The 19,804-nt window shown below is 71.2% G+C and carries 14 protein-coding genes and 1 tRNA gene; 12 read left to right on the top strand and 3 right to left on the bottom strand.

The window, feature by feature from the left end; translation table 11 throughout:
- The first annotated feature begins 8 nt into the window (after positions 1–8).
- The 6 genes from ACZ7GX_RS17565 to ACZ7GX_RS17590 all read left to right on the top strand — a co-directional run bounded on the left by ACZ7GX_RS17565 (position 9) and on the right by ACZ7GX_RS17590 (position 6,433).
- Entirely contained in the window at positions 9–1,337 is a 1,329-nt protein-coding gene (locus ACZ7GX_RS17565) for an ABC transporter substrate-binding protein (RefSeq protein WP_498777800.1), read from the top strand.
- 2 nt (positions 1,338–1,339) lie between these two features.
- Positions 1,340–2,320, top strand: coding sequence for a carbohydrate ABC transporter permease (locus ACZ7GX_RS17570; protein ID WP_498777803.1), 981 nt, complete (start codon positions 1,340–1,342; stop codon positions 2,318–2,320).
- Positions 2,317–3,174, top strand: coding sequence for a carbohydrate ABC transporter permease (locus ACZ7GX_RS17575; protein ID WP_498777805.1), 858 nt, complete (start codon positions 2,317–2,319; stop codon positions 3,172–3,174). The genes ACZ7GX_RS17570 and ACZ7GX_RS17575 overlap by 4 nt, the downstream gene beginning before the upstream one ends.
- Positions 3,171–4,439, top strand: a complete 1,269-nt coding sequence (locus ACZ7GX_RS17580; RefSeq protein WP_498777807.1) for a 6-phospho-beta-glucosidase — start codon at positions 3,171–3,173, stop codon at positions 4,437–4,439. The genes ACZ7GX_RS17575 and ACZ7GX_RS17580 overlap by 4 nt, the downstream gene beginning before the upstream one ends.
- Entirely contained in the window at positions 4,418–5,425 is a 1,008-nt protein-coding gene (locus ACZ7GX_RS17585; RefSeq protein WP_498777809.1) for an N-acetylglucosamine kinase, read from the top strand. The genes ACZ7GX_RS17580 and ACZ7GX_RS17585 overlap by 22 nt, the downstream gene beginning before the upstream one ends.
- Before the next feature lie 243 nt (positions 5,426–5,668).
- On the top strand, positions 5,669–6,433 hold the full coding sequence (locus ACZ7GX_RS17590; RefSeq protein WP_498777811.1) for an SGNH/GDSL hydrolase family protein: 765 nt from the start codon (positions 5,669–5,671) through the stop codon (positions 6,431–6,433).
- A gap of 721 nt (positions 6,434–7,154) precedes the next feature.
- Here ACZ7GX_RS17590 and ACZ7GX_RS17595 read toward each other — a convergent pair.
- Positions 7,155–9,947 carry an AfsR/SARP family transcriptional regulator gene (locus ACZ7GX_RS17595; RefSeq protein WP_498777813.1) on the bottom strand — a complete coding sequence of 931 codons (2,793 nt, stop codon included), beginning with the start codon at positions 9,945–9,947 and terminating at the stop codon, positions 7,155–7,157.
- A 187-nt stretch (positions 9,948–10,134) separates the two neighbouring features.
- Between ACZ7GX_RS17595 and ACZ7GX_RS17600 the strand changes: the two genes are divergently transcribed.
- From ACZ7GX_RS17600 to ACZ7GX_RS17610, 3 genes are all read left to right on the top strand, one after another.
- On the top strand, positions 10,135–11,175 hold the full coding sequence (locus ACZ7GX_RS17600; RefSeq protein ID WP_498777815.1) for an ADP-ribosylglycohydrolase family protein: 1,041 nt from the start codon (positions 10,135–10,137) through the stop codon (positions 11,173–11,175).
- A gap of 300 nt (positions 11,176–11,475) precedes the next feature.
- A complete protein-coding gene (locus ACZ7GX_RS17605; RefSeq protein WP_498777817.1) occupies positions 11,476–12,174 on the top strand; it encodes a response regulator transcription factor in 699 nt (232 codons plus the stop codon).
- Complete coding sequence (locus tag ACZ7GX_RS17610) at positions 12,171–13,568, top strand: sensor histidine kinase (protein ID WP_498777819.1); 1,398 nt, start codon at positions 12,171–12,173, stop codon at positions 13,566–13,568. Before ACZ7GX_RS17605 ends, ACZ7GX_RS17610 begins: the two co-directional genes overlap by 4 nt.
- On the opposite strand, the gene mgrA is transcribed toward ACZ7GX_RS17610, so the two are convergent.
- Positions 13,565–14,593 carry an L-glyceraldehyde 3-phosphate reductase gene (mgrA, locus tag ACZ7GX_RS17615; protein ID WP_498777821.1) on the bottom strand — a complete coding sequence of 343 codons (1,029 nt, stop codon included), beginning with the start codon at positions 14,591–14,593 and terminating at the stop codon, positions 13,565–13,567. The two genes, ACZ7GX_RS17610 and mgrA, sit on opposite strands and share 4 nt — an antisense overlap.
- A 169-nt stretch (positions 14,594–14,762) precedes the next feature.
- Here mgrA and ACZ7GX_RS17620 point away from each other — a divergent pair, with 169 nt between their 5' ends.
- Positions 14,763–16,358 (top strand): vWA domain-containing protein, encoded by a 1,596-nt coding sequence (locus ACZ7GX_RS17620; protein ID WP_498777823.1) that lies wholly within the window; start codon positions 14,763–14,765, stop codon positions 16,356–16,358.
- Between the two features lie 160 nt (positions 16,359–16,518).
- On the opposite strand, the gene ACZ7GX_RS17625 is transcribed toward ACZ7GX_RS17620, so the two are convergent.
- A tRNA-Thr gene (locus ACZ7GX_RS17625) sits at positions 16,519–16,591 on the bottom strand.
- 281 nt (positions 16,592–16,872) lie between these two features.
- On the opposite strand from ACZ7GX_RS17625, the gene ACZ7GX_RS17630 reads away from it, so the two are divergent.
- Positions 16,873–18,210, top strand: a complete 1,338-nt coding sequence (locus ACZ7GX_RS17630) for a threonine/serine exporter family protein (RefSeq protein ID WP_498777825.1) — start codon at positions 16,873–16,875, stop codon at positions 18,208–18,210.
- Between the two features lie 155 nt (positions 18,211–18,365).
- Entirely contained in the window at positions 18,366–19,802 is a 1,437-nt protein-coding gene (locus tag ACZ7GX_RS17635) for an alpha,alpha-trehalose-phosphate synthase (UDP-forming) (protein WP_230573188.1), read from the top strand.
- Positions 19,803–19,804 lie beyond the last annotated feature (2 nt).

The raw sequence follows: 19,804 nt of genomic DNA on the forward strand, positions 1-19,804 counted from the left end.
GAGAGCACATGCGCAAGCTCCACCGCGCAGCGTTGTTGTGCGTGGCCGCGGCGGTGTCCCTGACCGCTTGTGCGGCGGGCTCCGGCGAGCAGGCCGAGGGGTCGGGACCGGCGGCGGCGCCCGGCAAGGACGACCGGTTCTCCCTCACGGTCTGGAGCAACTACTCCGGCCGCGAGCAGGCCGAGGTCACCAAGGCCCTGGAGAGCTTCAAGGAGAAGTTCCCGAACGCCGAGATCAAGCACGAGGGCAGCCAGGACGACGACAAGATCACCGCGGGCATCCGCGGCGGCAACCCGCCGGACGTGGCCCTGTCGTTCACCACCGACAACATCGGCCAGTTCTGCTCCAGCGGCTCGTTCCAGGACCTCGAGCCCTACCTCGGGCGTGACGACGTGGACCTCGGCCAAATCACGGACGCCGTGCGCTCCTACACCGAGTACAAGGGCACCCGCTGCGCCATGCCCCTGCTCAGCGACGTCTACGGGCTGTACTACAACAAGGACATGCTCGCCGAGGCGGGCATCACCGAGCCGCCCAGGACGACCGCGGAGCTGCTGGACTTCGCCAAGCGCACCACCAAGAGGGCGGCGGATGGCTCGATCGAGGTCGCGGGCTTCCTGCCGAGCATGCCGTTCTACGCCAACAACCCGCAGATCTGGGCGCCGCACTTCGGCGCGAAGTGGGAGGCGCCGGACGGGAAGTCGGGGCTCGCGAGCCCGGAGTGGGCGCAGATGCTCACGTTCCAGAAGGAGCTCGTGGACTTCTACGGCTACGACGCCCTGGAGAGGTTCCGCGCGGGGCTCGGCCAGCAGTACTCCGCCGACCACGCGTTCCACCAGCGCAAGATCGCGATGATGATCGACGGCGAGTACCGCACCGCGTTCCTGCAGGACCAGGCGCCCGACGTGCGGTTCGGCACCGCGCCGTTCCCGACGGGCAAGCCCGAGCTGTACGGCACGGGGTTCACCGCCGGCACGATCATGGGCATCCCGAAGGGCGCGAAGAACCCCGGCGCGGCGTGGGAGCTGATCAAGCACCTGTCGTTCGACACGGAGACGATCGTCGAGCTGGCCAACGGGATCAAGAACATCCCGAGCACGAAGGCCGCGCTGGCCGACCCGCGCCTGGAGGTGGACGAGAACTTCAAGACGTTCATCGACCTGGCGACCTCCGACAAGCTCCAGGGCAACCCGGTGACGCCCATCGGTGACGCGCACATCAAGGCGATCAGCGACTTCGCCACGTCCTGGCAGGCGGGCGGGGTGCCCGACCTGATGGCCGGGCTGGCGGAAGTCGACCAGCAGATCGACGACCGGATCGCGAAGAGCGGCAAGTAGGGATGACGGCCACGCTGGAGCGCGTGGACGAGGCGCGGACCGCCCCCGCCGCGGGGCGGTCCCGGGCCCGCGCCCGTCACCGCCTGACCGTGCTGGCGTTCCTGGCGCCCGCGATCCTCGGGTTCGCCCTGTTCTTCGGCTACCCGCTGGTCGCCACGATCGCGTTCTCGTTCACCGAGTACGACCTGATCAACCCGCCGGAGTGGATCGGCTGGGAGAACTACGCCTACATGTTCTCCGACAAGCTGTTCCGCACCGCCGTGCACAACACGTTGTGGTTCGTGGTGGTGCTGACCGTCGCACGCGTGGTGTTCGCGCTGGGCGTGGCGTCGGTGATCGCACGGCTGAAGACGGGCGTGGGGCTGGTGCGCACCCTGTGCTACCTGCCGTCGTTGGCGCCGCCGGTCGCGGCGACGTTGGTCTTCTTCCTGGTCATGCGGCCGAACGAAGGGCCCCTGGACTCCTTCCTGGGCTGGTTCGGGATCGAAGGGCCGCTGTGGTTCGCCGATCCGGCGTGGGCCAAGCCGGGGATCGCGGCGGTCGTGCTGTGGGTGTCCGGGGACCTGATGATCATCATCCTGGCCGCGATCCTGGACGTGCCCCAGGAGCAGCACGAGGCCGCCGAGCTGGACGGCGCGGGGCCGGTGCGCCGGTGGTGGCACGTCACGCTGCCGTCGATCTCGCCGGTGCTGGCGTTCGGGGTGGTGAACTCGATCATCCTGGCGTTGCAGCTGTTCACGCAGGCCGTGGTGGCGGGTTCGGCGGCGAGCGGGTCGGCGGACGTGACGGGGTCGACGAAGGTGCTCGGGTTCCCGGAGAACTCGACGTTGACGTTCCCGGTGTGGCTGTACACGCAGGGCTTCAGGTACTTCGACATGGGGTACGCGGCGGCGATGGCCACGGTGTTGTTCGTGGTCTCGTTCGCGGCGACGGCGTTGTTGGTGCAGCGGATGCGCAAGGCGTCCTACCAGGAGGAGTCGTGACGGCGGCCGTCGGCGCGCGCGGGCCGGTCGCGTGGCGCAAGGTGCTGGACTGGGTGGCGGTGCACAGCCTCGGCCTCGCCCTGGGGTTGATGTTCACGCTGCCGATCGTCTTCGTCTTCCTGACGGCGGTCATGTCGGACAGCCAGGCGTTCACCGAGGACCTGTGGCCCCGCGAGTGGCACTGGGGCAACTTCCTGGAGGTGTTCGAGCAGGCGCCGTTGCTGACCTACCTGGGCAACAGCCTGCTGTACTCGATGCTGGCCACGGTCGGGATGCTGGCCAGCTCGATCCCGGCCGCGTACGCGCTGGCCAAGCTGCGGTGGCGTGGCCGGAACGTGGTCTTCCTGCTGGTGGTCGGCGCGATGATGCTGCCGCCGCAGGTCGTGGCCGTGCCGCTGTACGACACGTGGTCGGGCCTCGGGTTGACGGGGACGCTGTGGCCGCTGATCGTGCCCTACTTCCTGTTCGACGCCTTCAGCATCTTCCTGCTGCGCCAGTTCATCCTGACGATCCCGCAGTCCTACGTGGACGCGGCGCGGGTGGACGGCTGCACGGAGTTCCAGGCGCTGGTGCGGGTCGTCGTGCCGATGGCGCGGCCGGGCATCGCGGCGACCGCGCTGTTCTGCTTCCTCTACACCTGGAACGACTACTTCGGACCGCTGCTCTACACGAGCGAGAAGCCGGACCAGTGGACGCTGTCGTTGGCGCTGTCGACCTTCAAGGGCATGCACCACGTGCAGTGGAACCTGGCGATGGCCGTCACGTTGCTGATCATGGTCCCAGCGGTGGTGCTGTTCGTGTTCGCGCAGCGCTCCTTCGTCAAGGGCATCACATTCACGGGGGTCAAGGGGTGAAGCTCACCGTTGTCGGTGGCGGGTCGACCTACACGCCGGAACTGGTCGACGGGATAGCGGGGCGGCGGACCAGCCTCGAAGTGGACGAGATCGTGCTCGTGGACCCGGACCTGGCGCGGCTGGAGGTGGTCGGGGCGTTCTCGCGGCGGTTGCTGGAGCACGCGGGCCACCCGGCGCGGGTGACGACGACCGACGACCTGGAGCGTGGTGCTGACGGGGCGTCGGCGGTGTTGTTGCAGCTCAGGGTGGGCGGACAGGCGGCACGTGCGTCCGACGAGACGTTCCCGCTGGTGTGCGACTGCGTCGGTCAGGAGACGACCGGCGCGGGCGGGCTGGCCAAGGCGCTGCGGACCGTGCCGGTGGTGCTGGACATCGCGCGGCGGGTGCGGGAGGTGGCGGGTGACGCGTGGATCGTGAACTTCACCAACCCGGTGGGGATCGTGACGCGGGCGTTGCTGGCCGAGGGGCACCGGGCGGTCGGGCTGTGCAACGTGGCGATCACGTTCCAGCGGTGGACGGCGGCGTTGCTGGGGGTCGAGCCGGACTCGGTGCGGCTGGAGCACGTCGGGCTCAACCACCTGAGCTGGGAGACGGGGGTGTTCGTCGACGGCGTCGACCGGCTGCCGGAGCTGCTGGCGGGGCACGCCGACGCGGTGGGCGAGCACATCGGGCTGCCCGGGTCGTTCCTGCGGCGGTTGGGGATGGTGCCGTCGTACTACCTGAAGTACTTCTACGACCACGACGAGGTGGTGCGCAGGCAGAAGACCGAGCCGCCGCGCGCCGAGGTGGTGGCGGGCGTGGAGAAGGAGCTGCTGGACTTGTACGGGGACGTGGCGGTGGTGACCAAGCCGGCGCAGCTCTCGCAGCGCGGGGGCGCGTACTACTCGGAGGCGGCGGTGCAGCTGGTGCACGCGTTGACCGGCGGCACGGGCGCGGAGCAGCACGTGGTGAACGTCCGCAACGGCGGCACGCTGCCGTTCCTGCCGGCGGACGCGGTGGTCGAGGTGCCCGCGGTCGTCGACGGCGGCGGTGCGACGCCGCTGCCCGTGCCGCCCGTGCCGCCGTCGGTGGCCGGGTTGATCGCGCACGTGACGAGCTACGAGCACCTGGCGTTGGAGGCGGCGGTGCGCGGTGGGCGCGACCGGGTGGCGGACGCGTTGCTCGCGCACCCGCTGGTCGGGCAGTACGCGTTGGCCGAACGGCTGGCCGACGAGCTCGTGGCGCGCAACGCGGACTTCCTGCCGTGGGCGAGGGGATCGGCGTGACCGACCGGGTGCTCGCCCTCGACGGCGGGAACAGCAAGACGGCCGTGGCGCTGGTCGACGTGGACGGGCGGGTGCTCGCCGACGTGCGCGGGCCCGGCGCGTCGCCGCAGAACGTGGGGTTGGCGCGGAGCCTGGAGGTGTTCGACGGGCTGGTGCGCGAGGCGGCGCGGCGGGCGGGGTTGCCGGGCGGTGGGCCGGTGGCCGCCCACACGGCCGCCTACCTGGCCGGCGCCGACCTGCCCAAGGAGGAGGACGACCTGCGCGCGGCGGTCGAGGCGCAGGGGTGGTCCGCGACGTCGGTGGTCGGGAACGACACGTTCGCGCTGCTCAGGGCGGGTACGACCGACGGGATCGGCGTGGCCGTGGTGTGCGGGGCTGGCATCAACTGCGTGGCGGTCGCGCCGGACGGGCTGACGCACCGGTTCCCCGCGTTGGGGAGGATCTCCGGCGACTGGGGTGGCGGTGGTCACCTCGGGTCGGAGGTGTTGTGGCTGGCGGTGCGGGCGGAGGACGGGCGTGGTGAGCCGACGGCGTTGCTGGACGCGCTGATCGCGCACTACGGGACGGCGACGTTGGCCGAGGCGGTGCAGCGGCTGCACTTCGCGGAGGTCGAGTTCGACCCGCACGCCCTGTGCCCGTTGTTGTTCGAGGTGGCGGCGGGTGGTGACGCGGTGGCGCGGACGGTGGTCGACCGGCTGGTGGAGGAGGTCGTGCTGCTGGCGCGGGTGTCGTTGTCGCGGTTGGAGCTGCTGGCGGAGCCGGTGGACGTGGTGCTCGGTGGTGGGGTGTTGACCGGGACGGGCGGTGTGGTGGTCGACGCGGTGGCGGCGCGGTTGGGCGCGGTCGCGCCGGCGGCCCGGGTGAAGGTGGTGGACGTGCCGCCGGTGGTGGGGGCGGCGTTGCTGGGGTTGGACGCGGTGGGCGCGTCGGCCGGGGCGGAGGCGCGGTTGCGCGCGGCGTACGAGTCGGAGGTGCGGGTCGGGTAGGCGGTGAGGTTGGTGTGGGCGGGGTGGGTAGGTGGTGTGAGGGGGGTGGTAGGCGGCGGGGTCAGTGATTTGCGCCGCACTCCGGTGGGAGAACCTGATGAATCACCCATTGCCGACACTGGTTCACACCAGCGAGTGACACCTTGGTAACGGCGTTGCCAACCGGCGCTGGCGTGGGGCCGACTTCGCGTTGCATGCTGTTCTGCGCGGTCATTGGGGGTGCCGCGCGGAGTGGAGGGACGCATGGAGGGACTCGACAGTTTCGTCGCGGTGGGGGACAGCTTCACCGAGGGGATGGACGACCCGGCGCCGAACGGGACGTACGCGGGGTGGGCCGACCGGCTGGCCGCGATGATCTCCGCCAAGCAGCAGGGTTTCCGGTACGCCAACCTCGCGATCCGGGGCAAGATGCTCCAGGAGATCGTGGACGAGCAGATCCCGCTGGCGGCGGCGTTGAAGCCGAAGCTGGTGACGCTGTGCGGTGGCGGCAACGACATCCTGGTGCCCGGGAGCGACGCGGACGCGTTGGCCGAGGTGTACGAGATCGCGGTGGCCGACCTGCGGGCGGCCGGCGCGGAGGTCGTCATCTTCACCGGGTTCGACCCGAAGCACACGCCGTTCCTGCGGTCGTTGCGCGGGAAGATCGCGATCTACAACAGCCACCTGTGGTCGGTGGCCGAGCGCTACCACTGCAAGGTGGTCGACCTGTGGTCGATGACCGTGCTGCACGACCGGCGCGCGTGGAGCAACGACCGGCTGCACCTGTCGCCCGAGGGTCACCGGCGGGTGGCGTTGCGGGTGGCCGAGGTGCTGGGCGTCGAGACGGACGATGCGTGGAACACGCCCTGGCCGCCGTTGATCGACGAGGACTGGATGACGCAGCGGCGGCACGACCTGAAGTGGGCGCGGGAGCACGTGGTGCCGTGGATCGGGCGGCAGTTGCGGGGTGAGTCGATGGGTGACGGGTTGGCGCCGAAGCGGCCGGAGCTGCTGCCGGTTTGCGACTGAAGTCCGATTTGCCTTTGGTGTCCGGTTCGCATGATGTCCGGTTTGCGACTTTCGTGCGGTTCGTAGGTGCGGTCTGGTTTGAGGTGGCAGGGCTCGTCGGTTGGTGGTGCGGGGTCGTTTGGTCTGGCCTGGTTCAGTCCGGCTCGATTTGACATGGGGCCCTTACGGGCACCCCAGGCAGGCCAAAGCCGGGCAGGCCTGGCGGGAAAAGCGTCCGCCAAGCCTGCCCGGCTTCGACCAGCCTATGGCACCCGAACCCATGTCAAATCGGGCCTAGGTGCGGATGTGCGGGTCCGTTGTGGGCGGGCGGGGTGTGGTGGACCCGGTGGGTGGTTGCGGGTCCGTTGTGCGGCGTTGGGGCGAGGGCTGCGTGTGCGGCCGTCGGGGTTGGCGGTTTCGAATCCGTTGTGGTGCGGCTCGGCAGTGCCCGCGAGGTCGCGTCGATCGTTCGCGGCTCATTTTCCGGCGATCACGCTTTTCGATCGTCGGAAAATGAGGCGCGAGCGGTCGACTTCCCGGCGACCTCGCCCGCCGTCTGCGGAGCAGCGGCAATTCAACAGAGCCGACTGGCCGGCGCTCTCCCCCGAACGCCGGCCAGTCGGGGTTGGGTGGCTTCCCCCCTGGTTCCCCCTACCAAGAGCCACCCGGGCGCTGACCGCGACTCGATTGATCAGCGCGCCTATAAGTTCCCACGACTTCGCCAGGTCGAGCTAAACAGCGGCTAAACCTCGGAGGTCAAGGCTTCAAGAGCCGTTCGGACCAACATCGCGCGCGGTGAGCCCAGGCGTACGAACAACCGAAGCGATTCCGCCAGCTCCGCTTGTGCCGCAACCCGTTCCCCCCGTCTGGCGAGCACCGATCCGAGCACTTGCCGGCCGAACGCCTCCTCGAACTGCATCGAGCCGCCGCGCGTCAGTTCCACCCCTTGCCGAGCGTGTTCCTCGGCCTCCGGTAACAGGCCCAGTTCGGCGTAGAGCTCGGCCAGGTTGTTCATCGCGACCGCGTACGCCCGCTCGTCGCCGTTGCGGTGGTAGATCTCCATTGCCAGGAATTGGTGTTGGGCCGCCGTTTCGCGTTGGCCGAGTCGTTGCTCCACTTGGGCCAGGTTGTTGAGCACGGTGGCTTCGCCGAGCGCGTCGCCGTCCCGGCGGGCCAGGTCGACGGCTTCGCGGTAGTGCCCCAGGGCTTCTTCCACCCGGTCCTCGGCGACCAGGGCCAGCGCCAGCTGGCCGAGGGTCATGACCAGGTAGCGGGGCTCGGCCAGGTCCACGGCTATCCGGTGGGCCAGCCGGGCCTGGTCGAGGGTGCCGCGCAGGGTTCCGGCGCGGTTGTCGACGTCGTGCATGGCGCTGAGCACGAGCATCTCGCCGCGGCGGTCGCCGATGACCCTCGCCGAGGCGAGGCCGAACTCGGCGATGGCCTGCCACTCGCGGCTGACGAGCCTGGTCACGCAGTAGGTGTGGACGAGGCGGACGAGTTGCCAGACCTCCACGTGCAGGCCGGCCTCCGAGCCCGCGTGCACGAGCGCGATGAGGTTGGACCACTCCTTGTCGAACCAGGACAGGGCCTGCGAGGAGGTGGCCGGTCTCGGCACGGCGGAGTCGCCGGTGAAGTCGAGGCCGTCCGACGGCGGTCTGATCAGGCGTCTCGCGTGGTCGCAGGCGCACAGGTAGTGGTCCATCAGGCGACGCAGGCCGCGTTCCCGGTGTTCGACGACGCCGCGGGCGTAGAGGCGGACCAGGTCGTGCAGGACGAAGCCGCCGCGCCACTGCTCCACGAGGAGGTGCGCGTCGGCGAGGTCGGCCAGGCGGGCGGCGGCGGTGCCCAGGTCGATGTCGCAGACGGCGGAGATGGCGTGCGGGCTCACCCAGCGGCCTGGCACGAGGCCCGCGGCGCGGAAGGTCTCCGCCAGTTCCGGCGGGAGGTTGCGGTACGACACCGCCAGGGCGCGTTCCACACCGACGCCGGTGTCGGCCAGGTCCAGGGTGCGCAGCCGCGCTTCGTCGTCGGAGAGCTGCGCCACCAGGTCCTCGACCGTCCACTCCGGACTGAAGACGAGCTTCGCGGCGGCGATCCGGAGGGCGAGGGGCAGGTTGCCGCACAGTTCCACCAGCATGCGGGTGGCCGCGGGCTCCTGGTCGGACAGGGGCTTGCCGACGACCTCGTCGACCAGGCGGATGGACTCCTCCTCGGACAACGTGTCCAGCGTGAGCATCCGGGCGCCGTTGCTCACCACCAGGGACTCCAGGCGCCGGCGGCTGGTCACCAGGACGACCGACCCGGCGCCGGGCGGCAGGAGCAGGCGGACGTGCTCGGGGTCCCACGCGTCGTCCAGCACGACCAGGACGCGCCGCTTGGCCAGCACCGAGCGGTACAGGCCGACGCGGTCGTCCAGGTCCCGGGGGACGCCGTCGGCGGGCACGCCCAGCGCGAGCAGGAAGCGGGCCAGGACCTCGGCCGGCTCGACCGGGTCGCGGCCGGGGGCGAAGCCGTTCAGGGAGGCGAACAGGAGGCCGTCGGGGAACTGCTCGGCCCGGCGGTGGCCCCAGGTGACGGCGAGCTCGCTCTTGCCGATGCCGGCCGCCCCGTTGACCACGGCGATGGTCGTGGCGGCCAGGTCGCGCGAGTCGCACAGGCGGTCCAGCCAGGCCAGTTCCTCGTCGCGACCGATGAAACCGCTGGCCGCGGCGGGCAACTGGGCCGGCACGACGACGCCGGGACGCGGTGGCACGAGGGCGGGCTCCGCCAGGCCGGGCGAGCTGAGCGCCGGGTCGTCGCGGAGCACCTGCTCGTGCAGCACGCGCAGGCCGGGGCCGGGGTCTATGCCGAGCTCGTCCACGACGCGCCGGTGGAAGCGCTGGTAGGCCTCCAGCGCGTCGGCGCGCTGACCCGACCGGTACAGGGCGCGCATCATGTGGCCGACCAGCCGCTCCCGGAACGGGTACTCGTTCACCAGCTGCCGCAGCTCGCCGACGAGTTCGAGGTGGCGGCCCAGTTCCAGCTCGGCCTCGATGCGCTCTTCCACTGCGGCAAGCCGAAGCTCCTCCAGGTCGGAGGTGACCGGGTCGCCCGGCACGTCCGCCAGCACCTGGCCGCGCCACAGGCCGAGCGACTCGCGCAGCAGCTGCGCCCGGATCGGCGCGGGCTTGCCGCGCGCGCTCGACACGAGCTGCCTGGCCCGGTGGAAGTCCAGCCGCCACGGGTCGACCGAGAGCTGGTAGCCGGGCGGCGTGGTGAGGATCCGCGCCGAGCCCGCCGGGTCGGCCTCCTCCAGCATCCTGCGCAGCCGCGACACGTAGCCGTGCACGATCGTCCTGGCCGTCGCGGGCGGCTCGTCGGCCCAGAGGCTGTCCACGATCTCGTCGATCGGGACGACCCGGTTGGCGTCGAGCACCAGCATCGCGAGCAGGCCGCGCATCCCCTTGCGGCCGATGACGAGCTGTCGGCCGTCCGCGAGCACCTGCAACGGTCCGAGGACGCCGAACTCCAGCCCGCTCTTGCTCCGGTCAGCCATGCCCCTCCCCCGCCTCGTGCGCTACGGCTCGGTCACTGGATCAGGTGCGCCGGAGGTGCCGTTGGATACCTGTCAGTAGATGTTGCTTGCTCAACTAGTCGTGCTCCCATGACCGGACGGGCGGTCGGCGGCTAGGGTTTTGGCCCCGGACGTCCCGGCCGAGTTCTGGGCGAGTGCAGGAGGGCAAGTGCCGCGCGAGCCGTTGGACGTGGTCGACCGTGGCGCGGCGTGCCTGGTGGGCGGCGCGCTGGGCGACGCCCTCGGCGCGCCCATCCAGTACCTGGGGTGGGCGGACATCCAACGGGACCACGGCCCGGAAGGCGTGCTCGCGCCGCCGCGCCCCGCGCTGGTCACCGACGACACCCAGCTCACCCTGTTCACCGCCGACGGCTACCTGCGGGCGTGGGTGCGCGGTCGGACCACCGGCGAGTGGGACCCGATCGAGGTCGTCTGGCAGAGCTACCGCCGCTGGTTGATCACCCAGCAGGTGGCCGCGCCCGAGCCCGGCGCGGTCGGCCTCGTCGGCGACGAACGGCTGTACTCGAGCCGTTCGCCGGGCCTGACGTGCCTGCGCGCCCTGGCCGCCGACACGCCGCCGACGCCCGAGGAACCGCAGAACGAGTCCTCCGGCTGCAACGGCGTCACCCGCACCGCGCCGGCGGGGTTCGCGCCGAGCGCCGAGATCGCCTACGACCTGGGCTGCCGGTTCGCCGCGCTGACGCACGGCGGCACCGGCGGCTGGGTGTCCGGCGGGGCGTTCTCGCTGCTCATCCACCTGCTGGCGGTGCGCGGGAGGCCGATGCGGGAGGCCGTGGACCAGGTCATCGGCCGGGTGCTGCGGGACGACCCGTACACGGCGAACACCCTCAACCGGGCCGTCGTCTTCGCCGACGAGCACCGGGCGCAGGGCTTCGAGTCGGTCCGGGTCGACCGCCTGGGCAGCGGCTGGACGGGCCCGGAGGCGCTGGCGATCGCCGTGCACACGGTCCTGGTGTACCCGAAGCGGTCGCAGTTCGTGGACGCCCTGCGCGCGGCGGCCAACCACTCGGGCGGCAGCGACGCCACGGCGGCGCTCACGGGCAACATCCTCGGCGCGCTGCACGGCACGTCGGCGTTGCCGCGCGACTGGCTCGCGGGCCTGGAACTGGTGGACCTGCTGACCCAACTGGGCTCCGACCTGGGCCGCTCGGTCACCGGCCAGGACTTCGACCACGCCCGGTACGCCTGAGGGAAGACGGGTGAAGCCGGCCTCGGCACGCACGTTCCCGAAAGCGTGCGACCGAGGCCGGCTCTCCACGCGGTCTGCGCAGGGACACGCCCCGAGCGCGGAACCCGGCTGACCTGGCCGTGGAGCGGGAAAACCCGTGGCGGAACCGTAGCAGAGAGCGTGTGAGCCATCACAGCCGGCCCACCTCCTTACCGTTGTGAACCACCCCACTGGCCCCTCGGACCTGTCGCGAACCTGTCGAGTCGCTGTCGATGCGAGCACGCCCCGGCCGCCGCGGGACCGGTGCCGCACCATGGGCACGTGGACAAGGGCGCTTCGGTTCGACTGCTCGTGGTGGACGACGAGCCGCACATCGCCGACCTCGTGGCGACGGTGGCGCGCTACGAGGGGTGGCAGGCGGTGACCGCCGGCAGCGGTGAGGCCGCGTTGCGGACCGCCGCCGACTTCCACCCCGACATCGTGGTGCTCGACCTGATGCTGCCCGACCTCGACGGCTTCACCGTGCTGGACCGCCTCCGCTCGGCCGGCGCGATGGTGCCGGTGGTGTTCCTGACCGCCCGCGACGGCACCGCCGACCGGGTCGCGGGCCTGACCCGCGGCGGGGACGACTACCTGGTCAAGCCGTTCTCCGTCGAGGAGCTGATGGCACGGCTGCGGGCCGTGCTGCGGCGCTCGACCGGGCCGACCTGGAAGCGGTCCGTGCTCAAGGTGTCCGACCTGGCCCTGGACGAGGACACTCGCGAGGTGCGCCGGGGCGGGAAGCTGGTCACGCTCACGCCCACCGAGTACGAGCTGCTGCGCTACCTGATGCGCCGCTCCCCCGCCGTGCTGACCAAGGCGCAGATCCTCGACCACGTGTGGGAGTACGACTTCGGCGGCCGGTCCAACGTGGTCGAGCTGGTCGTCTCGCACCTGCGGCGCAAGCTGGACGACGGCGGCGAGCCGCTGATCCACACCGTGCGCGGCGTGGGTTACGCGCTGCGGCGAGCCGCGGAGTGACGCGTCGGCGCCTGCGCCTGGGCACGCGCCTGGCGCTGGGCCTCGGCGCGCTGGCGCTGGCGGTGTTCGCGGTCGTCGGCACGGTGATGGCGCGGAGCATGCAGGAGTACCTGGAACGCCGGCTCGACGCGCAGATGGAGACGACCCAGGTCTCGCTGAAGAAGGACTTCGCCAAGAACGGCACGCTCAAGGGGGCGGCCTACGGCTGGTACTCGGTCGTCTACGAGGTGCGCGACGGCACGGCCACGCCGAAGAACCGCGACGACCTGCCCGCCGACAACGCCGAGTTCACCGAGGTCGCGTTGCAGGTCGACGGGCGCGAACCGGTGTACCGGACGGAGTACCTGCGCGGCGACGGCACGTACCGGCTGCGCGGGTGCGCGGTGTCCGACGGCGTGGTGCTGGTCAGCGCGGCGCCGATGGACGACATCACCACGACCGTGCGGCAGCTGGTGATCGTGGAGGTGGCCACGTTCCTGCTCGCGCTGGTCGCGTTCGTGGTGATCGGGCGGGCGGTGCTGCGGCGCGGGTTGCAGCCGTTGAGCGACATGGCCCGGACCGCGCACGACATCACGTCGCACGACCTGACCGACTCGGCCCGGCTGCCGGTGCGCGCGGAGGGCGGCGACGGCGGCGCGGAGGTCGAGGAGCTGCGCACGGCGTTCAACACGATGCTGGAGCACATCGACACGTCGCTGGCCGCGCGCACCGCCGCGGAGCAGCGGCTGCGGCGGTTCATCGCGGACGCGTCGCACGAGCTGCGCACGCCGTTGACGTCGATCCGGGGTTACGCCGACCTGTTCCGGTACGCGGCGGCGAACGCGCCGGAGGAGCGCGAGGCGCACCTGGAGAAGCTGCGGTCGGAGGCGGCGCGGATGAGCGTGCTGCTGGACGACCTGCTGCTGCTCGCCCGGCTGGACTCGGCGGAGGTGGAGACGCCGTTGCGGGTGGCCGACGGCGACCTGGCGGCGCTGGCGCGGGAGGCGGCGGACGCGTTCCGCGCGGCCCGGCCGACCCACCCGCTGACGCTGACGGCGCCGGACGAGCCGGTGCCCTCGGCGTTCGACCCGCTGCGGTTGCGGCAGGTGGTGGACAACCTGCTCACCAACGCCGCCGTGCACACCCCGGCCGGCACGGCGGTCTCGCTCTCCGTCGAGGTGCGGGGCGAATCGGCCGTGCTCCGGGTCGGCGACACCGGCCCCGGCATCCCGCCCGCCGACCAGTCCCGCATCTTCGACCGGTTCTACCGGGTGGACGACTCGCGCACGCGTGATCGCGGCGGCAGCGGCCTGGGGCTGGCGGTGGTGCACTCCCTGGTCGCCGCGCACGGCGGCACGGTGGAGCTGACCAGCCGACCGGGCGCCACCGCCTTCACCGTGACCCTGCCCCGCTAACCGGCGTTGGACGACTCCGCCCACAGGTCGATGCCCGAGTCGACCGCGTGCACGTCGATCCGCTCGATCTCGTCGTCGGTGAGCGGCGGGCCGTCCAGCGCCGCCACGTTCGACTCCAGCTGACCGACGCTGCTCGCCCCGACCAGCACCGACGTGACCCGCTCGTCGCGCAGCGCCCAGGTGAGCGCGAGCTGGGCCAACGTCTGGCCGCGCGACGCCGCGACCTCGTTCAGCGCCCGCACGTGCGCCAGGGTGGCCTCGCTCAACCACTCCGCGCTCAACGACTTGCCCTGCGTGGCCCGCGAGCCCTCCGGCACGCCGTCCAGGTACTTGTCGGTCAACATCCCCTGCGCCAGCGGCGAGAACGCGATGCAGCCGACGCCCAGCTCGCCCAGCGCGTCCAGCAGGTCGTTCTCGATCCACCGGTTGAGCATCGAGTACGAGGGCTGGTGGATCAGCAGCGGCACGCCCGCGGCGCGCAGCAGTTCGGCCGCCTCACGGGTCTTCGTCGCCGAGTAGGACGAGATGCCGACGTAGAGAGCCTTGCCCTGCTGCACCGCGCTGACCAGCGCGCCGACCGTCTCCTCCAGTGGCGTGTCCGGGTCGAACCGGTGCGAGTAGAAGATGTCCACGTAGTCGAGGCCGAGCCGGGACAGCGACTGGTCCAACGACGACAGCAGGTACTTGCGCGAGCCCCACTCGCCGTAGGGGCCGGGCCACATGTCGTAGCCCGCCTTGGTGGAGATCACCAGCTCGTCGCGGTGGGGCCGCAGGTCGTCGGCGAGCATCCGGCCGAAGTTGACCTCGGCCGAGCCGTACGGCGGGCCGTAGTTGTTGGCCAGGTCGAAGTGCGTCACGCCGAGGTCGAACGCCCGCCGCACGATCGCCCGGCCCGTCTCGTAGGGCCGGTCGTCGCCGAAGTTGTGCCAGAGGCCGAGCGACACGGCGGGCAGTTTGAGCCCGCTGCGCCCGCACCGCCGGTAGGTCATCCGGTCGTACCGCGAGGCGGCTGGAAGGTGGGCCACCTCCCCACCTTGGCACGCCCGGCTTCCGTTTGCCGGTCGGAAAACCGGACGAAGTTGCTCTGCTCGGCCCGTATTCCGCCGATCGCCCGATCATCCGCCTCATGTGCCCGGACATCGGCGTCCGGGCTCCCGGGCCCCGCGCCCGGACGCGCGAGCGGAAAGAGATCCCATGCGTCGCTCACTCAGACGCGGCACGCTGTCAGCCGTCGCCGCCCTGATCGCCTCGGCGGTCCAGTTCACCTCACCGGCCGCGGCCGCACCCGCCGCGGCCGCACCGTGCGGCCCCCTCGACGTCGCGTTCGTCCTCGACGACACCGGCAGCATGGGCGGGGCCATCGCCAACCTGAAGACCGGCATCAACGCCATCGTGAACGACGTCGTCGCGGCGTCCGGCGGCGACTACCGGCTCGGCCTGGTCACGTTCAAGGACAACATCACCGTCCACAACACCCTCGCGCCCGGCAACGCGGCGGCGGTGACCAACTACGTCACCAACACGCTCGCCGCCGGCGCGGGCGCCAGCGAGCCCGAGGCGTCCGACGAGGCCTTGAACACGGTCGTGAACAACCTGCCCGCGGCCGGCCGTCCGCAGAACGTCGACTTCGGCGGCACGTGGCGGTCGAACGCGATGAAGTTCGTCGTGCTGGTGACCGACGCCCGCCCCGGCGGGTTCGACAACGTGCACGCGGCCGTGGACGTCGCCAACGCCGCGCAGCGGGCGAACGACGCGCTCGGCAAGGGCATCAAGATCTCGCCGGTGTACGTGCCGACGTCGGCCACCTACACCCCCGTGATCACGCCGATCATGCAGAACTACGCCTCCACGACCGGTGGCGTGTTCACGCAGGCGACGTCCACGGGCGTGGGCACGGCGGACGCGATCCGCAAGCTCCTGTCGGACTGCCGGCAGACCGACGTGGTGATCCGCGACCAGGTGACCGACACCGGCGCCGAGCCGAACCCGAACGGCACGGTGTGGAACAGCCCGGACATCAAGGTCTGCCCGACCACCGCGGACTGCGCGGGCATCCAGCCGGTCGTCGGCGCGACGAACTTCGTCCACGTGCGGCTGAACAACAACTCCGGCCTCGGCACGAGCACCGGCACGCTCAAGGTCTACCGCACGCCCGCCGGCGGCGGCACGACGTGGAACAACGTCACCAACGGCGACTGGATCGCCATCGGCCAGCAGTCGCTGTCCGTGCCCGCGGGCGGGACCGTGGCGAAGATCCCGTGGACGAACGTCCCGGGGCCGGGCCACTTCTGCCTCCTCGCGCGCTGGGTGTCGGCGACGGACCCGATGACGTTCGCCGAGGGCCCGAACACCGCGCTGAACACCAAGAACAACAACAACATCGCGTGGAAGAACTTCCAGACCGTGCGGGGCAAGGTGTTCCAGCCGGTGAGGTCCTGGTTCACCCTGGGCAACGCGACCGAGCGGGAGGTCAAGACCGACCTCGTGCTGACCGGCGAGAAGCCGGTGGCGGGCGCCGTGGTGATCGACCTCGGCCCGCGCCTGTTCGAGCGCTGGCGCGCCGGCGGCGGCCAGGCCGAGGGCGTGAAGCAGGTCGGCGAGACCGCGTTCCAGCTCGACCCGAAGCGGGCGGCGCTGCTCGGCGTGCCGCTGCAGCCCGGTGAGCGGTTCACCGCGGAACTGACCTTCACCCCCGAGGCCCCTGGCGAGTACCTGACGAACCTCGTCCAGTTCGTCGAGGGCGAGGACCACGGCGGCGTGGCCTACCAGGTCATCACCGACCGCGAGTAACCCGCGCACGCGGTCGCGGCCCGTGCCTGCCGGGCGCGGGCCGCGACCGCGTTCCAGCGGTGCGGTCCAGCCGCGGGCCGGAGCACGACCCGGACCCGCTATGATCATGAAACTGCCCCCCTGACCAGGGCTTTCCCGGTCAGGGGGGCAGTCGGTGCTGAGCCGGTGGCGGGACTTGAACCCGCAACCTTTCGCTTACAAGGCGAGTGCTCTGCCAGTTGAGCTACACCGGCGCGGCCCGGAGGCCTGGAACATCGTAAGCGCCCGCAGGGGGTGCCACCTGCGGCGAACGGTCTGCTCACGGTGGCCCCGCGTTGGTCCGTCCGGAGGTCGCGGGTACCGTCCGGGTGGCCCTGGCGACCCGCAAAACCGCTGGCCAGCGGTATCAACAGTATTGAACGCACAGTGATCGACTCACCTGGTCCAGGTACCCCTTCCAGGGGTGGCGCATGACACAGCCTCGAATGTGACACGGTCGGGCGTGGCGATCGGACGAGCGAGGAGGTGACGCCGGGTGCGGCTGTGGCGCCGGCGGTTCCAGCACGCGGAGCAGGCACGACCGGTCGAGGGTCCGTCCCCTCCGGACGATTCGACCGTCCACCTGGTACTCGACCTGGCGCTGCGCGTCGGCGAGGCGCAGATGGCCGGCGGGGCGGGCGTGGCCGACGTGACGGCCACCATCCTGGCGGTCACCACCGCGTACGGCCTGCCGAACACCGAGGTCGACGTGATCTACACCTCGATCACCGTCTCGTGCCACCGGGGCACGGAAGCCGCGCCCGTGACGACCATGCGCGTGGTGCGCGGCCGCAGCGTCGACTACACCCGGCTCGCCGCCGTCGAGGACCTGATCCGGCGGATCACCTCCGACGGCATCACGGCGCCGGACGCGTCCGCCGAGATCGAGCGGATCAGCCGGGCCGATCACCCGTACCCCCGTTGGGTGGCCACGGTGGCGTGGGCGGGCATGGCGGCGGCGGTGGCGTTCCTGGTCGGGGGCGGGCCGTTGCTGGCGGCGACGGCGGCCGTCGTCACCGCGCTGATCGACCGGGTCGGCCGGGTCCTCAACCGGCGCGGGCTGCCGTTCTTCTTCCAGCAGGTGGTCGGCGGCGCCCTGGCCACCTCGGTGGCGGTGGCGATGTACGCGACGGACCTGCTGCCCACGGCGCGGCCGTCATTGTTGATCGCCACCGGGATCGTGGTGCTGCTGTCCGGGTTGTCGCTGGTCGGCACGGTGCAGGACGCCATCACCGGCTACCACGTCACCGCCGCCGGCCGCACGGTGGAGATCACGCTGCTCACCGCGGGCCTCGTCGCGGGCATCACGCTGACCCTGCGCGCCGGCGTGCAGCTCGGCGTCCAGACGAGCATCGCCGACCCGCTGCCGCCGCTGATCTCCGAGGTGCCGACGCAGTTCGCGGCGGGCGCGGCCACCTCCGCGTTCTTCGCCCTGGCCAGCTACGCGCCGGTCCGGGCGCTGCCGATGGCCGCCGTCGCGGGCGCGGTGGGCACGGCCGGTTACGGGCTGCTCGTCCTCACCGGCACGAACGCCATCACGTCCGCGGTCGTCGCGGCCACCGCGGTCGGCTTCATCGGCAAGATCATCTACCGCCGGCTGGGCACGCCGCCGCTGCTCGTCGCGGTGGCGGGCGTGGTGCCGCTGCTGCCCGGCTGGACCACCTACCGGGGCCTCTACCAGCTCACCGCCGAGGGTGACGCGGCCGGCCTGTCGACGCTCGTGCTGGCCGCCGGCACCGCCCTCGCGCTCGCGAGCGGCGTCGTCCTGGGTGAACATCTGGGGCGACCCGTGCGCACCGGCCTCGGCCGGTTGGCCGCCCGTTCCCGTCGCTGAGCGGCTGAACACGGCGTTTCCACGTGAGATCGCCCACCTGACGGGCTTTCGTCAAGTCAACACAGTGTGACGGGGGTGACGACAGGGCATCCAACCTGCGCGTTCCCACTAACCTCGACGGTGGGCGAGACGAATCCCTTAGGAGGCGCTACCCGGTGAGCAGCATTGGCGAGAACGGCGCGGATTTCCTGGTCGTGGCCAACCGCCTACCGGTTGACCTGGAGCGCCTGCCCGATGGCACGCAACGCTGGAAGCACAGCCCCGGTGGCCTGGTCACCGCCCTGGAGCCGTTCCTGCGCACGCACAGCGGGGCCTGGGTCGGCTGGCCCGGCATCGCCGACGCCGAGGTGGACGCGTTCGAGGAGGACGGCCTCCAACTGCACCCCGTGGCGTTGAGCGCGACCGAGGTCGCCGACTACTACGAGGGCTTCTCCAACGGCACGCTGTGGCCGCTCTACCACGACGTGGTCGCGCCGCCCGCCTTCCACCGGCGCTGGTGGAACGCCTACGTGCGGGTCAACCAGCGGTTCGCCGACGTGACCGCGAAGGTCGCCGCCCAGGGCGCGACGGTCTGGGTGCAGGACTACCAGCTGCAGCTGGTGCCCGCCATGCTGCGCGAGCTGCGCCCGGACCTGCGGATCGGCTTCTTCCTGCACATCCCGTTCCCGCCGGTGGAGCTGTTCATGCAGCTGCCGTGGCGCACGGAGATCATCCGCGGCCTGCTGGGCGCGGACCTGGTCGGCTTCCACCGGCCCGGCGGCGCGCAGAACTTCCTCTGGCTGGCCCGCCGCCTGGTCGGCCTGGAGCCGAGCCGCGGCGCGGTCGGCGTGCGCACCAGGCCCGGTGTCGTGCAGGTCGGGGACCGCACCGTGCGGGTCGGGGCATTTCCGATCTCCATCGACTCGGCGGGACTCGACGCGCTCGCGCGCGACAAAGAAGTCCAAAAACATGCGAAACAAATTCGCGAAGACCTCGGGAATCCGAAGAAGATCCTGCTCGGTGTGGACCGCCTCGACTACACCAAGGGCATCGACGTGCGGCTGCGCGCGTTGCACGAACTCCTCGCCGACGGCCGCGTCGACCCCGGCGAGGTGACCATGGTGCAGCTCGCCACGCCCAGCCGCGAGCGCGTCGAGCACTACAAGCAGATGCGGGGCGAGATCGAGCAGGCCGTCGGCCGGATCAACGGCGAGTTCTCGACCGTGGGCCACCCCGTGGTCCACTACCTGCACCAATCGGTCAACCGGCGCGAGCTGACGGCGTTCATGACCGCCGCGGACGTCATGGTCGTGACCCCGGTGCGCGACGGGATGAACCTCGTCTGCAAGGAGTACGTCGCCACGCGCTACGACCTCGGCGGCGCGCTGGTGCTCTCCGAATTCGCGGGCGCGGCGGCCGAACTCACGAGCGCGTTCCTCGTCAACCCCCACGACCTGGACGGTGTGAAGAACGCGTTGGAAGCCGCCCTCACGCTGGATCCGGCCGAAGGCCGCCGTAGGATGCGCGCGCTGCGCCGCCAAGTCCTCACGCATGACGTCGACCGCTGGGCTCGATCGTTCCTTGATGCCTTGGGCACGCAGTCCACGATCTGAAT

This window comes from Actinosynnema sp. NPDC037264, from assembly GCF_055603705.1.